The organism is Micromonospora sp. NPDC005291, assembly GCF_040607415.1.
GTDB lineage: Bacteria > Actinomycetota > Actinomycetes > Mycobacteriales > Micromonosporaceae > Micromonospora.
In genome coordinates, this window is sequence record NZ_JBEXGR010000048.1 from 1 (window position 1) to 15194 (window position 15194).

Annotated in this window: 13 protein-coding genes and 2 pseudogenes; 10 read left to right on the forward strand and 5 right to left on the reverse strand. The window is 71.5% G+C overall.

Translation table 11 applies throughout. The features are described 5' to 3' along the window. Window positions 1-32: 32 nt before the first annotated feature. Complete coding sequence (locus ABZT18_RS31775) at window positions 33-281, reverse strand: DUF2630 family protein (protein ID WP_124821979.1); 249 nt, start codon at window positions 279-281, stop codon at window positions 33-35. 430 nt (window positions 282-711) lie between these two features. Between ABZT18_RS31775 and ABZT18_RS31780 the strand changes: the two genes are divergently transcribed. The 9 genes from ABZT18_RS31780 (at window position 712) to ABZT18_RS31820 (ending at window position 10480) form a co-directional block, all read left to right on the forward strand. Continuing rightward, window positions 712-2049, forward strand: a complete 1338-nt coding sequence (locus ABZT18_RS31780; protein ID WP_354997311.1) for a cytochrome P450 — start codon at window positions 712-714, stop codon at window positions 2047-2049. Then, window positions 2046-2963: a terpene synthase family protein gene (locus tag ABZT18_RS31785; protein ID WP_354997271.1), complete on the forward strand. Its 918-nt coding sequence runs from the start codon at window positions 2046-2048 to the stop codon at window positions 2961-2963. The genes ABZT18_RS31780 and ABZT18_RS31785 overlap by 4 nt, the downstream gene beginning before the upstream one ends. Next, window positions 2956-4572 (forward strand): prenyltransferase/squalene oxidase repeat-containing protein, encoded by a 1617-nt coding sequence (locus ABZT18_RS31790; RefSeq protein ID WP_354997272.1) that lies wholly within the window; start codon window positions 2956-2958, stop codon window positions 4570-4572. The genes ABZT18_RS31785 and ABZT18_RS31790 overlap by 8 nt, the downstream gene beginning before the upstream one ends. A 124-nt stretch (window positions 4573-4696) precedes the next feature. Continuing rightward, on the forward strand, window positions 4697-7264 hold the full coding sequence (locus ABZT18_RS31795) for a nitrate- and nitrite sensing domain-containing protein (protein ID WP_355253217.1): 2568 nt from the start codon (window positions 4697-4699) through the stop codon (window positions 7262-7264). Between the two features lie 90 nt (window positions 7265-7354). Continuing rightward, a complete protein-coding gene (locus tag ABZT18_RS31800; RefSeq protein ID WP_354997274.1) occupies window positions 7355-7774 on the forward strand; it encodes a roadblock/LC7 domain-containing protein in 420 nt (139 codons plus the stop codon). 5 nt (window positions 7775-7779) lie between these two features. Next, window positions 7780-8166: a DUF742 domain-containing protein gene (locus ABZT18_RS31805; protein WP_354997275.1), complete on the forward strand. Its 387-nt coding sequence runs from the start codon at window positions 7780-7782 to the stop codon at window positions 8164-8166. Further along, window positions 8147-8758: an ATP/GTP-binding protein gene (locus ABZT18_RS31810; protein WP_354997276.1), complete on the forward strand. Its 612-nt coding sequence runs from the start codon at window positions 8147-8149 to the stop codon at window positions 8756-8758. Before ABZT18_RS31805 ends, ABZT18_RS31810 begins: the two co-directional genes overlap by 20 nt. Window positions 8759-8853: 95 nt before the next feature. Then, a complete protein-coding gene (locus ABZT18_RS31815; RefSeq protein WP_354997277.1) occupies window positions 8854-9189 on the forward strand; it encodes a YciI family protein in 336 nt (111 codons plus the stop codon). A gap of 4 nt (window positions 9190-9193) precedes the next feature. Beyond that, the gene (locus ABZT18_RS31820; protein WP_355253220.1) at window positions 9194-10480 is read left to right on the forward strand and encodes a sigma-70 family RNA polymerase sigma factor; all 1287 of its coding nucleotides are present in this window, start codon (window positions 9194-9196) and stop codon (window positions 10478-10480) included. An 11-nt stretch (window positions 10481-10491) separates the two neighbouring features. Here the strand turns inward: ABZT18_RS31820 and ABZT18_RS31825 are convergent, their stop codons facing one another. From ABZT18_RS31825 to ABZT18_RS31835, 3 genes and pseudogenes are all read right to left on the reverse strand, one after another. Beyond that, a complete protein-coding gene (locus tag ABZT18_RS31825; protein WP_354997279.1) occupies window positions 10492-10680 on the reverse strand; it encodes a DUF397 domain-containing protein in 189 nt (62 codons plus the stop codon). Beyond that, window positions 10671-11000 (reverse strand): annotated as a pseudogene (locus tag ABZT18_RS31830) (DUF5753 domain-containing protein); the annotation flags it as partial. The gene ABZT18_RS31825 and the pseudogene ABZT18_RS31830, both read right to left, overlap by 10 nt. Before the next feature lie 253 nt (window positions 11001-11253). Continuing rightward, window positions 11254-14106 carry an aconitate hydratase gene (locus ABZT18_RS31835; RefSeq protein WP_354997280.1) on the reverse strand — a complete coding sequence of 951 codons (2853 nt, stop codon included), beginning with the start codon at window positions 14104-14106 and terminating at the stop codon, window positions 11254-11256. A gap of 274 nt (window positions 14107-14380) precedes the next feature. On the opposite strand from ABZT18_RS31835, the gene ABZT18_RS31840 reads away from it, so the two are divergent. Next, the gene (locus tag ABZT18_RS31840) at window positions 14381-15037 is read left to right on the forward strand and encodes a DedA family protein (RefSeq protein ID WP_354997281.1); all 657 of its coding nucleotides are present in this window, start codon (window positions 14381-14383) and stop codon (window positions 15035-15037) included. A gap of 65 nt (window positions 15038-15102) precedes the next feature. Here ABZT18_RS31840 and ABZT18_RS31845 read toward each other — a convergent pair. Next, window positions 15103-15194, reverse strand: a pseudogene (locus ABZT18_RS31845) (phytochelatin synthase); the annotation flags it as partial.

Below are 15194 nucleotides of genomic sequence, written 5' to 3' on the forward strand. Positions count from 1 at the left end.
GGGCGGCTGGGCCGCCCGACCCGCCACGCCGGTTACTGCAGGTAGCGCTCCACCTCGGGCTTGGGGCGTTCGCCCTGTGCGTCCGGGTCGCCGTGGGTCTCCCGGGCGGCCCGCCGCCGGCGCAGCAGGTCCCAGCACTGGTCGAGGGACTCCTCCAGGGCGCGCAGTCGCTCGCTGGCGTCGCCCTCAGTCCCCGACTCGTGGGCCTGGGCATCCGCACGCAGCTTGTGTTCCTCGTCGACCAGCTCGGAGATCCGGTTCAGGATGGTCTTGTCGTCCATGCCACAGAGCCTGGCACAGGGTGCCCGGCATCGCCCGGATTCGGGGGTACCGGTGCGTCCCCGATCGGTCCGACGTCGCCCGCCTGTGCCGGTGTCACGGCCGACCCGGTGGACGGCGCTGGGGCGTCCGCCCGTGCCGTGGGGCCGGTGACGCGTACGCCTGCGCGGATGAGCGCCTGAATCTCCACTCAGGACCGCGACGGGTGCGTCACCGACGCGAGCGTGGCCTGTGGGGTGGAAATTCCACCGTCCGCAAGTCTGGAGGTGCCCCGCGTTTGGTGAGATGCTTCCGTCGGCCCAGAAGGTGAAAGTTCATCAACCTGTGCGACCGAAGTGGACCACTGCGGTCGCCGGGACGACGAGGAGACGTGGTTCGATGTCGCAGGTTTCCGAGGCGGGCCCCGCCACCGCCAGCACCGAACCCCGGATGATCCCGCTGCGGCGCGTTCTGCCCGCACTGGTCCGCGATCCGCTCGGCGCGCTTGTCGACTTCGCGGAGGCCGCCGACGGCGACGTCATCCGACTGAACCTCGGCTCGTTCCGCCCCTATCTGGTCAGCCACCCTGAGCACCTACAACGGGTGCTGCGGGACAACGTTGCCAACTACACGCGCGACGGCGACGGGTTGCTCTGGCGACCGGTCCGTCGGATCGTCGGCGACGCCATCCTGGTCGCCGAGGGCGAAGTCTGGGAGTCCAGCCGGGGCGCCCTGCAACCGCTGTTCACCGCCAAGCGGGCCGAGACGCTCGTCGACAAGATGGCCGAGGCGATCAACGAGGCGGTCGACGAGTGGCTGGAGCCGGCCCGGGAGGGCCGCCCGATCGACGGTGGCGCCGAGCTGACCCAGATCGTGCTGCGCACCACCATGCGGGTGCTCTTCGCCGACCGGATCTCGGTGCCGGACGCGCTACGGATCAGCGCCGCGCTGGACACCGTCACCACCGCGATGCTCCCGCGACTGCTGATGCCCGCCGTGCCGTACGCGGTGCCGATGCCCGGCGACCGGCCCTTCCGCGAGGCGGTGCGCACCATCGACGAGGTGGTGCTGCCGATCATCCGGGAGGCCCGTGCCCGGCCCACCGACGGCGACGACATCATCTCCACCCTCTGCCGGCCCCGCGCCGACGGCAGCGAGCCCGACGAGTACGCGATCCGCGGCGACGTGGTCGCGATGTTCTCCACCGCCACCGAGACCACCATCGCCCTGCTCTCCTGGCTCTGGCCGGTCCTGGCCTCCCGACCCGACGTGGCCGAGCGGATGACCGACGAGATCGAACGGGTCGTCGGTGCCGAACGGGTCGGCCGTGAGCACCTGCCCCAGCTGCGTTACGGCCGGATGGTGCTCGACGAGATGCTGCGGCTCTACCCGGCCGGCTGGATGATCCCGCGGACCGCGGTCGGTGACGACGTGCTGGGCGGGGTGCGGGTCAAGGCCGGCGGCACCGTGCTGGTCAGCCCGTACGTCACCCAGCGGATGTCGACGTTCTGGAACGACCCGGCGCTCTTCGACCCGGAGAGGTTCGCGCCGGAGCTGCCCCGGCGGCGCTACCGCTACTCCTACTTCCCGTTCGGCGGAGGCCCGCACCAGTGCCTCGGGCAGTACCTGTTCCTGCTGGAGGCCCAGCTCATCGTCAGCACCGTGCTGAGCCGCTACCGCTTCCAGCTTCGCCAACCGGTCGACCTGACACCCCGGATGGGCGCCTCGCTGCAACCCAAGCAGCGGGCCGAGCTCATCCTCACCCCGGTCGAGCGCCCGGTCGTATCGTGACGGGGGCGCCGCGACCGGCTCAGGCCGGTCGGGACGCGGTCGCCGAGCAGGGCCGGGTGTGCGCACTCGCCGTGCGAGGCGTACGCGACCTGCAGGGCGTCACCGCCGCCCACCCCGAGCTGTTCGACGCCGCGCCCTTCGATGCGGCGCTGCTCAGCTCGGTGGCGACCGCGATCGCCTTCACCGCGCCGTGGCACACCGCCGCGGAGCTGCGGATCACCACCCGTACCCTGCTCTGGGTCTTCGCGGCCGACTGGCAGGTCGACTACCTCGCCCAGTCCGTCGACGACGTCCAGGAGGTGGTGACCGACTGCCTCGCGGTGGCCGACGGCGCCGCCCCGCCGCCGGGGCGGCACCTGGCGCGGCTTCTGGCCGACCTGCGCGACGAGCTGACGACCGTGCCGGCGTTCGCCCGGCTGCGGCCGATCTGGCGCGAGGAGCTGGCCCGGATGCTCGCCGCCGTGGCCCGGGAGTGGGACTGGAAGAACCTGCCGACCGACCCGACCACCGGGCGGCGTCTGCCGGACCTGGACCGCTACCTGGACAACGCCGACAACCTCGCCTGCTCCTTCGTCAACGTCACGCACTGGATCGCCACCGGCGACGACAAGACCCTCGCCCAGTTGACCGACCTGCTCGACGCCGGACGTGGCGTGCAGCGCGTACTGCGGCTGGTCAACGACCTGGCCACCCACGGTAGGGACGCCGAGTGGGGCGACCTGAACGCCCTGCTGCTGGTCGAGGACCCGGCGCAGGTGCACAGCCGGCTGGCCGAGTTGACCGCCCGGTCCCGGGGGGACCTGGCGGCCCTCGGCGAGCGCTGCCCCCGCCAGGCGGACTACCTGAACCGGCAGATCTCCTTCACCGGCGGCTTCTACCAACTGTCGGACTTCTGGGGGGCGCGCGATGAGTGACGGCGCGTTCCGGGTGTTCGCCGACGCGACGACCGGCGGCGACCCGGCCACCGACGCCGCCCGTGAGCTGATCGCCGGCCTTGCCCTGCGGCCGTGGGGGCAGGTCGCCGCCTCGGTGTACGAGACCGGTCGGCTGGTCGCCGACGCCCCCTGGCTGGCCGGGCACCAGCAGCGGATCGCGTTCCTGCTGCGCGGTCAGCGTCCGGACGGGGCGTGGGGCCCACCCGAGGGGTACGCCCTGGTGCCCACGCTGAGCGCCACCGACGCGCTGCTCGCTGCACTGGTCGACGGCCGGGCCGGGACGGACCTGCTCGCCCCGGTGGCCCGTGGGCTCGGTGCGCTCACCGGCACCCTGCTCGCCATCGACGCACGGGCGCTGCCGGACACCCCCGCCCTGGACCTCATCGTGCCGGCGCTGGTGGGCTCGATCAACGACCGGCTCGCCGGTCTGGAGCGGGCGACCGCTGACCGGCTGCCCCGCCCGCCGTTGGCGCTGCCCGTCGGGCTCAACCCGGGCCGGTTGCGCGTGGTGCGGTCCGCGGTGGCCGCCGGCGCGGCGCTACCGCCGAAGCTGGCCCACTTCTACGAGATCCTGGACGCGGCACCGGCCGACGCCGGGCCCACCCTCACCGCGGTCGGCGCGTCGCCCGCCGCGACCGCGGCATGGCTGACCACGGCCGGCCCGGACGCCGGCCCCGCCGCGCACGCCTTCCTGCAGACGTTGATCCGCGAGGGCGGCGGCCCGGTGCCCTGCCCGGCCCCGATCACCGTCTTCGAGCGGGCCTGGGTGCTCAGCAGCCTGCGCCGCGCGGGCGTCGCGATCAACCCGCCGAACTCCGTCCTGGCGAGCCTGACCGGTGCCACCGGCGCCCAGGGCATCGCCACCGGCGACGGCCTGCCGACCGACGCCGACACCACCTCGGTGTCGCTCGACGCGCTGGCCCGGCTCGGCCGTCCGGCCGACCCGGCCAGCCTGTGGGCGTACGAGACGGCTGAGGGTTTCTGCACCTGGCCGGGCGAGGACGGCTTCTCGGTCACCACCAACGCCCACGTGCTGGACGCCTTCGGGCAGCACGTGGCCCGGCACCCGGACGCGGACACGCGCTACCACCGGGCGGTCGACCGGCTGAGCGTGGTGCTGCCCGGGCACCAGAGCGCGGACGGCGCCTGGCAGGACCGCTGGCACGCCTCGCCGTACTACGCCACCGCCTGCTGCGTGCTGGCGCTGACGGAGTTCGGGAGGGGCGCGGCGGCCGCCGAGGCGGTGGACCGGGCGGGCCACTGGGTGCTGGACAGCCAACGAGCGGACGGCTCGTGGGGAAGGTGGGCCGGCACCGCCGAGGAGACGGCGTACGCCCTGCAGGTGCTGCTGGCGGTGCCGACGACGGTGCCACGGGTCGATGACGCGGTGGCCCGGGGGCACGCCTACCTGCATGAACTCGCGACTCAGGAGCACCCTCCACTGTGGTACGGCAAGGAGCTGTACTGTCCGACCGCCATCGTTCGCGCGGCGGTGCTCGCCGCCTGCCGTTTGGCTGCCGTTCGCATCTCCGACGGCGGCCATTCGGTGGTGGATTGTGGTTACCGGGCAACAAAAACAACAACTTGAGGGGTTGTGTGGACACTGCTAGCGTACGCAGAGCCTCAGCCCCGTATGCCCCGCTGCGGTGGGACGTCGCCCCTTACGATCACCCGTTGATGAGCTGAGTCAACGCCCGGCCTGGGACGGTTCAATGCGTTCTCGCGGTACGAGTATCCGCACCAAGGTTGTCGCCCTGCTGCTCTCCCTGGTCGCGCTCTGGATGTTCGCGGCATGGGTGACCCTGCGGGACGGCTTCAACCTGCTCGGTGTCCAGTTGCTCAACAGCAAGGTCTACACGCCGAGCGAGCCGCTGCTGCAGGAGCTCCAGCTGGAGCGGCGGTTGACCCAGGCGTACCTGAGCAATCCCGACGCCGCGCAGCGGACGGCACTTGAGGTCGAGCAGCGCAAGGCCGTACAGCTGGCGGGTGACTTCGGCGACTCGGTGCGCAACTGGCAGGTCGACGTGGCCGGCAGCTCGGCACTCGACGCTCAGCTCGACGCGACGATCGCCCGGATCGACGCGCTTGAGCAGACCCGAGCGGAGGTGCTCGGCCGCAAGATCGACCGGGTCGCCGCCGCCGAGGCGTACACCGGCGCGATCGAGTCGATCTTCCAGATCTACGACGTCACCGGCAGTCTGGACGACAAGAAGATCGCCGCCGAAGCGGCGGCCCTGATCCAGCTCAACCGGATGAAGGAGCTGATCTCCCAGGAGGACGCGCTGCTCAGCGGCCTCTTCGGCAACGGCCGGATGAGCGGCACGGAGTACGCCCGGTACGTCGCCCTGGTCGGCGCCGAGCGGTTCGTCGGCGAGGAGACCCGCGTCCGGCTCGCCGACGCCGACCAACGCCGTTATCAGGAACTCGTCCAGGGCGAAACGTTCACCCAACTGCGCGCCGTGCAGGACAGCATCATCCGCGAGGGCCGGCCGTCGACCCAGTTGCCGATCGGCGCCGAGCAGTGGCGCGGCACGGTCGAGCCCGCACTGGCCGAGGTGAACGACGCGGTGACCGCCGGCGGTGAGGGCATCGTTGGCCGGGCCACCGGCGTGGCCGTGATGGTCGTCGTTCGCCTGGTGCTCGCCACCGGCCTGGGTCTGCTCGCCGTCATCGCCTCCGTCGTCGTCTCGATCACCACGGCACGGACCCTGCTGCGCCAGCTGGAACGGCTGCGCCAGGCCGCCTGGCAGCTCGCCGACGAGCGGCTGCCGAGGGTGGTGGAGCGGCTCGGGCGGGGCGAGGAGGTCGACGTGGCCACCGAGGCGCCCCCGCTGGAATTCGGCACCGACGAGATCGGTCAGGTCGGCAAGGCGTTCAACGCCGTTCAGGAGACCGCCCTGCGTACGGCCGTCGAGCAGGCCGACCTGCGCCGCAACGTCCGCGACGTCTTCCTCAGCCTGGCCCGACGCACGCAGGCACTCGTACACCGCCAGCTCACCCTGCTGGACGCGATGGAGCGCCGCGAACACGACGCGGAGGAGCTGGAGGACCTGTTCCGGGTCGACCACCTGGCCACCCGGATGCGGCGCAACGCGGAGAACCTGATCGTGCTCTCCGGCTCCACCCCCGGTCGGGCCTGGCGGCGCAACGTCCCGATGGTCGACGTGGTGCGCGGCGCCGTGGCCGAGGTGGAGGACTACACCCGGGTCAACGTGCTGCCGCTCGGGCCGGTCTCGCTCGCCGGCCGCGCGGTCGGCGACATCATCCACCTGCTCGCCGAGCTGATCGAGAACGCCCTGTCGTTCTCCCCGCCGCACACGACGGTCGAGGTCCGCGGTCAGTTGGTGGCCAACGGGTTCGCCATCGAGATCGAGGACCGGGGCCTCGGCATGAGCGAGGAGGACCTGGCCGCGGCGAACCACCGGATCGTCGACCAGTCCGAGCTGAACCTCGCCAACGCCGCCCGCCTCGGGCTGTACGTGGTGAGCCGGTTGACCGAGCGGCACGGCGTGCGGGTGCGGCTGAAGGAATCCGCGTACGGCGGCACCACCGCGGTCGTGCTGATCCCGAAGGAGCTGGTCACCGACGGCGGCGCTGGCCCGGAGGACTCCGGGGCGTTCCGAGCCGGTTCGGCCATCCCGATGCCGTCGGCGCCCTCCGCCGACACCGGTCGACCGGACTTCCTCGCACCGGTCGCGCTGGCCGCACCGACGACCACTGCGCCGGACGTACCGGAACCGGTCACCCCGGCGGCGCCGATCTCGGCCCACACCACCGCCCCGACCACACCGGCCGACGAGGCCGGAGCCGAGACCGTCCTGCCCACCCGACAGCGGACAACCCCGACCACCGGTACACCGGAGTTGCCCACCCGGGCCCGGCGTGGCCCCAGCCAGCCGGCCCTGGAATCCCCCACGGTCCCCACCGGTCTGCCCGCGGTCGACCGCGCACGACCGGCGGACCCCGCCGGCGCGCCGGCCGCGGACACCGACGACGCTCCAGCACCCGCCCGAGCCGAGGCGGATCGGACCGACTCGGGCCTGCCCGTCCGGGTCCGACAGGCGAACATCGCTCCCGAGCTACGGGACGACCCGGCGATGTCGGAGGCCGACGACGAGGATGTGGCGCGCCCGCCGGAGCAGGTGCGCCGGATGATGAGCTCCTACCAGACCGGCACCCGACGCGGTCGGACCGACGCTGCTCGGCTGCTCGGCGGCGCTTCCGGCGCTCCGGCGGCGGCGCCTCCCGAGCCGACCGACGAGGACCCGGAAGCCACCTGACCGAGCAGTGATGACGCGGGTACCCGCGCGGTGTGACGGTCAAGCCCCAGACGAATACGGCGCACAGCCGGGCGAGAAGAGGACGACGAAGTGACCCAGAAGACGGCTTCGAGTGCCGACCTGACGTGGTTGCTGGATGACCTGGTGGGCCGGGTGAAGCAGGCCGAACACGCGGTCGCGCTCTCCACCGACGGCCTGTTGATGGCCTCCTCCCAGGGGTTGAGCCGGGACGACGGCGAGCACCTCGCGGCGATGGCGGCCGGCATCCAGAGTCTGGCCCGAGGCGCCGGTAAGCGCTTCGGTGGCGGTCAGGTGCAGCAGACCATCATCGAGATGCAGTCGTCCTTCCTGTTCGTCACCGCAGCCGGACGCAACGCCTGCCTGGCGGTCCTGGCCACCGAGGACGCCGACGTCGGTCTGATCGCCTACGAGATGGCGATGCTGGTCACCCGCGTCGGCAAGTACGTCGCATCCCCGTCCCGCACCGAGCAGCCGGCCGGCGAGAGGTAGCGGCGATGACGGTCCAGGGGGAGTCCGCAGACCATCAGTGGGTGGATGACCATGCGGGTCCGGTGGTGCGCCCGTACGCGATGACGCGCGGTCGGGCCCGACCGGTCACCGGCACGTTCGACCTGATCTCCCTGGTCACCGCGACCCGAGCCGAGGTCAACCCGGAGGTCGGTCTCGGTCCGGAGCATCTGGCGATCGTCGGGCTGTGCCAGCGCATACAGTCCGTCGCCGAGATCGCCGCCCATCTCGACCTGCCGGTGGGCACCATCCGGGTGCTCCTCGGTGATTTGGCGGCCCGCAGCCTGGTGCAGGTCCGCGAGCCGCAGACCACGGCCGGTGTTCCCGACAACAGCATCTTCGAGGCGGTAATCAATGGACTACGGGCACTCTGACCGGCCGGCGGGAGCGACCCCACTGCCCACCGCGATCAAGATCCTGGTCGCCGGCGGCTTCGGCGTGGGAAAGACGACCATGGTCGGTGCGGTCAGCGAGACCCGGCCGTTGCGCACCGAGGAGGTGCTGACGGAATCGGGGGTCGGTATCGACGACCTGTCCGGTGTGGAGGGCAAGACCACCACCACCGTGGCCATGGACTTCGGTCGGATCACCATCAGCGACGACCTGGTGCTGTACCTGTTCGGTACGCCCGGGCAGGACCGGTTCTGGTTCGTCTGGGACGAGTTGGCGTTGGGCGCGATCGGGGCGGTGGTGCTGGCCGACACCCGCAGGCTCGCCGACTGCTTCCCGTCGATCGACTACTTCGAGGGCCGGGGCACGCCGTTCGTGGTCGCGGTGAACTGCTTCGAGGGCGCCCGGCAGTTCCGGCTTGACGAGGTGCAGGCCGCGCTGAACCTGGACCCGGGGGTGCCGGTGCTGCTCTGCGACGCCCGCCAGCGCGAGTCCAGCAAGGAGGTGCTCGTCACCCTGATGGAGCACGCCATGAAGACCCGCGAGGCCCGCCGCCGCGCCACGGAGGCGAACTGACCGACGGTCGACGAGGTTTTTCGGCGGAGGGTGTCCGGAACGGCCTCGGCCGATCGTCATGCTGGCGATACCCCGAGACACCAGGGAGCGACCAGATGAAGTACATGATGTTCGTCTGCACCGACAGCGAGCCGGACACCGACCCGACCCCCGAACCCGACATCGACAAGTGGGTGGTCGAGAACGACACCCGTGGTCGCCGCCTCGCCGGCAACGAGCTGGCACCGACCACCGCGGCCACCACCGTCCGGGTCCGCGACGGCGAACTGCTCGTCTCCGAGGGGCCGTTCGCCGAGACCACGGAGGTGATCGTGGGCTTCGACCTGCTCGACTGCGCGGACCTGGACGAGGCGATCGAGGTGGCGCGGGCACACCCGATGGCACGGTACGGGCGGCTGGAACTGCGCCCGTTCGCGGACCAGTCCGCCTGACGGGTTGTCCACACCGCAGCGCCGGCCGGTCCGCACACAAGCACCGGCCGGCGCGCACCGCAACGTCACCGGGGCGACCGGCGCGGCGGCGGAGGCCGTGGCGGCCGCCAGCGTCGAGGCGTACCCCCGGATCGTCGCGACCCTGATCCGGGTGACCGGGGACTGGGCGCTGGCCGAGGACTGCGCCCAGGAGGCGCTGACTGTCGCCCTGGAGCGCTGGCCCGCCGACGGTGTGCCGAACAACCCGGGCGGCTGGCTCATGACGGTGGCCCGGAACAGGGCGCTCGACGTGCTGCGCCGGGCCACCGTGGAGCGCCGCAAGCTGCACGACCTGGCGCTCCTCACACCGGTCGACGCGCAGCCCGAGCCGGGGATGGGGGAGGACGTGGTGGACGACCGACTACGCCTGATCTTCACCTGCTGTCACCCGGCGCTCGCGATCGAGGCGAGGGTGGCGCTGACCCTGCGGACCGTCTGCGGTGTGCCGACCGCCGACATCGCTCGACTCCTGCTGGTCAACGAGTCGACGATGACACGACGGCTGACCCGGGCCCGGACCCGCATCGCGCAGGCCGGCATCCCGTACCGGGTGCCGAGCGGGCCGGCACTGACCGAGCGGCTGCCTGGCGTCCTCGCCGTGCTGTACCTCTTGTTCACCCGGGGCTACGTCGCCGACGGCGAGCCGGCCTTCGCCGACGAGGCGGTCCGACTGGCCCGGCTGCTCGACCAGTTGATGCCGGAGCAGTCCGAGGTCGCCGCGCTCCTGGCGCTGTCCCTTTTCCAGCACTCCCGCCGAGACGCCCGCCGCGACGCCGCCGGCGCCCTGCTCACCCTGCAACGGCAGGACCGCGACCGGTGGGACCGCGCCGCCATCGCCGAGGGCCTGGCTGCCCTCGCCCGGGTACGCCACGACGGGCCGTACGCCTGGCAGGCCCGGATCGCCGCCTGCCACGCCACCGCCGCCTCGGCCGACGAGGCCGACTGGCCGACGATCGCGCGGGCCTACGACGCGCTGATCGGTATCCGACCCTCGCCGGTGATCGCGCTCAACCGCGCGGTCGCGCACGGCTACGCGTACGGGCCGGTCGCCGGTTTGGGTCTGCTCGAAGCGGCGCGTGCCGGTGGCGGGCTGGACGGCAACCCGCTCGCCGTGGCGGTGGAAGCCGACCTGGTGGCCCGGCAGGGGGACCGGAGACGCGCGGCCGGACTGTTCCGGGAGGCGGCGGCAGCGGTGGGCTCAACCGTCGAGCGTCGCGCGCTGCTCGACCGGGCTGACGAACTCACCCGGTAGGACAGTGGGGGTCAGCCGCGCTTGGCCATCACCAGGAATCGGGTCCAGGCCGCCGGCTCGAAGGCGAGCGCCGGACCGGCGGGGTCCTTGGAGTCGCGTACGCCGATGGTGCCCGCGAGGTTGTCGGCTACCTCGACACAGTCGCCGCCATTGTTGCCACTCCTGCTGCTCTTGCGCCACCGAGCGCCGGTCAGGTCCATGATGCTGCCGCTTCTCTGAGGAGATTGAGGGACTGCGCCCGGGACAGGGCTGCGTCACGAATGCGCTCCCACCGTCGGTCCAGGGTAGCAACGTCGGCTGCCTTGTCGATGAGCTGCGCTTGCGCCTGACTGTCGACGTGGGAGACCCGCGCCCCGTCCGGCATCTCCGCGATGGTGAACGGCCCACCGAGGCCCGGATACATGCCGATGTCGGCGGGCACGACGAACAGCGACACGTTCGGCAGGGCGGCCACCTCGGCCAGCCGCTCGCACTGCTCCCGCATCATGTCCCGGTCACCGTCGAGGGTGCGCCGGAGGACGTCGCCCGCCGCGCGACCCTGATCCCCGAGTTCTCGCGGATCACCCGCCAGGCGATCCGCGACCTGCGCGGCCAGCCGGGCGGACCCGATCCGGTCGCCATCGTCCGCCGTTTCCTCTGGTTCCTGCCCCTCACCGACGAGGAGGCCCGCGCGGTAGCGCTGCGGTTGCGCTGAGCGTGCACCCCGTCGGCAGAGACGTGCGAAGGGCCGCTGCCCGCAAGCGCGGGAAGCGGCCCTTCTCAGGTGTACGACGTCAGTTGGCGATCATGCGGCGCAGCACGTACTGCAGGATGCCGCCGTGCCGGTAGTAGTCCGCCTCACCGGGAGTGTCGATCCGGACCACAGCGTCGAACTCCACGCCGGTGTCGGTGTTGACCCGCACGGTGCTCGGGGTCTCGCCGTCGTTGAGGGCGGTCACGCCGGTGAACGTGAACGTCTCCGTGCCGGTGAGGCCGAGCGACTCAGCGGTGGTGTCCACCGGGAACTGCAGCGGCAGCACGCCCATGCCGATGAGGTTGGAGCGGTGGATCCGCTCGTACGACTCGGCGATGACCGCCCGGACACCCAGCAGCATGGTGCCCTTGGCCGCCCAGTCGCGCGACGAGCCCGAGCCGTACTCCTTGCCGGCCAGCACGACCAGCGGGATGCCGGCCTCCTGGTAGGCCACGGAGGCGTCGTAGATCGAGGTCTGCTCGCCGGTGAGGTGGTTGACGGTGAAGCCGCCCTCCACACCGGGCACCAGCTGGTTGCGCAGCCGGATGTTGGCGAAGGTGCCCCGGATCATCACCTCGTGATTGCCCCGGCGGGAGCCGTACGAGTTGAACTCGTGCCGCGGCACACCGTGCTCGGCGAGGTACGTGCCGGCCGGGGAGTCGGCCTTGATCGAGCCGGCCGGCGAGATGTGGTCGGTGGTCACCGAGTCACCCAGCTTGGCCAGCACCCGGGCACCGGCGATGTCGACGACCGGGCTCGGCTCCTGCTGCATGCCCTCGAAGTACGGGGGCTTGCGCACGTAGGTGGAGTCGTTCTCCCAGGCGAAGGTGTCGCCGGTCGGGGTGGGCAGCGACTGCCACCGCTCGTCGCCAGCGAAGACATCGGCGTACGCGGCGCTGAACCCGGTCGCGCCGATCGCCTGGGCGATGACGTCCTGGATCTCGGCGCTGTTCGGCCAGATCTCCCGCAGGTAGACCGGGTTGCCCTCGGTGTCCTCGCCGATCGGCTCGTTGGCCAGGTCGATGTCCATCGTGCCGGCGAGGGCGTACGCGACCACCAGCGGCGGGGACGCCAGGTAGTTCATCTTGACGTCCGGGTTGATCCGACCCTCGAAGTTCCGGTTGCCGGAGAGCACCGAGACCACCGAAAGATCGTGCTCGTTGACGGCGGCGGACACCTCCTCGGGCAGCGGACCCGAGTTGCCGATGCAGGTGGTGCAGCCGTAGCCGACCAGGTTGAAGCCGAGCTTGTCCAGGTACGGGGTCAGACCGGCCCGCTCGTAGTAGTCCATGACGACCTTCGAGCCCGGCGCCAGGGTGGTCTTCACCCACGGCTTGCGGGTCAGGCCCTTGTCGACCGCGTTGCGGGCCAGCAGGGCGGCACCGATCATCACCTGCGGGTTGGACGTGTTGGTGCAGGAGGTGATCGCGGCGATCACCACGGCGCCGTGGTCCAGCTCGTACTCCACGCCGTCGGCACCGGTGACCCGGATCGGGTTGGTGGCCCGCCCGCCGGAGCCGACCGCGGCGGTCTCCAGGTCGCGCGGCTCGTCGGCCGGGTCGCTGAACTCGTTGGCCGGCGGGTCGCTGGCCGGGAACGACTCGGCACTGGCCTCGTCGGCCGGGCCGTTGGCGCCGCGCGGCAGCTCCTCGCGGGGCACACCCGGCTTGAGGTCGCGCTCACCGACGGAGTCGTCGGCGACGTAGTCGGTCAGCGCCGAGCGGAACAGCGTCTTGGCGGCGCCCAGCGGCACCCGGTCCTGCGGGCGCTTCGGGCCGGCGAGCGACGGCTCGATGGTGCTGAGATCCAGCTCCAGGCGCTCCGAGTAGACCGGCTCGATCTCCGGGTCGTGCCAGAGGCCCTGCTCCTTGGCGTACGCCTCGACGAGCGCGACCTGCGCGGCGTCGCGACCGGTCAGCTCCAGGTAGCGGATGGTCTCCGCGTCGATCGGGAAGATCGCGACGGTGGAGCCGTACTCCGGGGACATGTTGCCGATGGTGGCTCGGTTGGCCAGCGGCACGGCGCTGACGCCGGGGCCGTAGAACTCGACGAACTTGCCGACCACACCGTGCTTGCGCAGCATCTCGGTGATGGTCAGCACCAGGTCGGTGGCGGTGGTGCCGGCCGGCATCTCGCCGTGCAGCTTGAAGCCCACCACTCGGGGGATCAGCATGCTGACCGGCTGGCCGAGCATCGCGGCCTCGGCCTCGATGCCGCCGACGCCCCAGCCCAGGACACCCAGGCCGTTGACCATCGTGGTGTGCGAGTCGGTGCCGACCACGGTGTCCGGGTAGGCCTGGCCGTTGCGCTCCATGATGGTGCGGGCCAGGTACTCGATGTTGACCTGGTGCACGATGCCGGTGCCCGGCGGGACGACCTTGAACTCGTTGAACGCGGTCTGGCCCCAGCGCAGGAACTGGTAACGCTCCTTGTTGCGCTCGTACTCCAGCTCGACGTTGCGCTCGAAGGCGTCCGCGCGACCGAACAGGTCGGCGATGACGGAGTGGTCGATGACCAGCTCGGCCGGGGCGAGGGGGTTGACCTTGGTGGCGTCGCCGCCCAGGTCGCGCACGGCCTCGCGCATGGTGGCCAGGTCGACCACGCAGGGCACGCCGGTGAAGTCCTGCATGAGCACCCGCGCCGGGGTGAACTGGATCTCCACGCTCGGGGCGGCGGTGGGGTCCCACCCGCCGAGCTGGCGGATGTGGTCGGCGGTGATGTTCGCGCCGTCCTCGGTCCGCAGCAGGTTCTCCAGCAGGATCTTCAGGCTGTACGGCAGCCGATCGTGGCCGTCCACCTTGTCGATCTTGAAAATCTCGTAGCTCGCGTCTCCGACGCGTAGCTGGGTCTTCGCACCGAAGGTGTCGAGGCTCGCCACGTCGTACTCCTTCACACCAGCGACCGTGAGTAGTCCTGAGCAGTCTGTCGCACCGGCCGGGGTGCCGCCGAGGTTAGGTAGCACTTACCGCCGATTCCGCTCTCAACAAAACCGTACGTCCGTCTTGCTAGTTATGCAACCTGACTCGGACATCCCCGCGCCCGATCCAACCCCTAGCCTCCTAGGACGCGCTAGCGGGCGTTCGCTGGCCCACCGACGAACTCGCCGGCCAGCCGTGGCGGCGGCTCGCCGGTAGGGTTCGAGGTTGGCCGGGGAAGGGGTGTCAACCGTGTTCGACGTGCAGCACTGGCTCGTGTCGTTGCCGCCGATTGCGGTCTACCTGCTTGTCGGCGGCGTGATCGGCGTGGAGAGCATGGGCGTCCCCCTGCCCGGCGAGATCGTCCTGGTCAGCTCCGCCCTGCTCGCCGCCACAGGAGTGGTGGAGCCCGAGTGGGTGGCCGCGGCCGCCGCCACCGGCGCGATCGTCGGCGACTCCATCGGGTACGCGGTCGGCCGTCGCGGTGGCCGCCCACTGCTGGCCCGACTGGGCCGGCGCTTCCCCCGTCATCTCGGCCCCGCCCAGCTTGCCCGGGCCGAACAGAGCTTCGCCCGCTACGGCGTCTGGGCGGTCTTCTTCGGCCGGTTCGTGGCGCTGCTGCGGATCCTGGCCGGCCCGCTCGCCGGGGCGCTGCATGTGCCGTACCGGCGGTTCCTGCTGGCCAACGCGGCGGGCGGGCTGGTCTGGGCGTTCGGCACCACCTACCTGCTGTTCACCGTGGGCCGGGCGGCCGAGCACTGGCTCAAGGACATCTCCTGGATCGGGCTGGTCCTCGCGATCCTCGCCGGCCTCGCCAGCACCTGGTGGCTGCGTCGACGAGCCCACCGGTTAGAGGCAGCCGAACCAACCCCGGACGACGAGCCGGTCCGCGCGAGCAGCGAGCCCTGACCCGAACGACGACGAAGGGCCGGGCCCCTGGTGGGGGTCCGGCCCTTCGGTCATCTGTCCGTGGGTCAGCTGGTGGCGTAGCCGCGGGTGGCGATCCAGTCGGCGAGGTGCTCGGTGGTGACTTCGTAGGAGGCGGTGTTCGGGTTGGCGGAGTCGG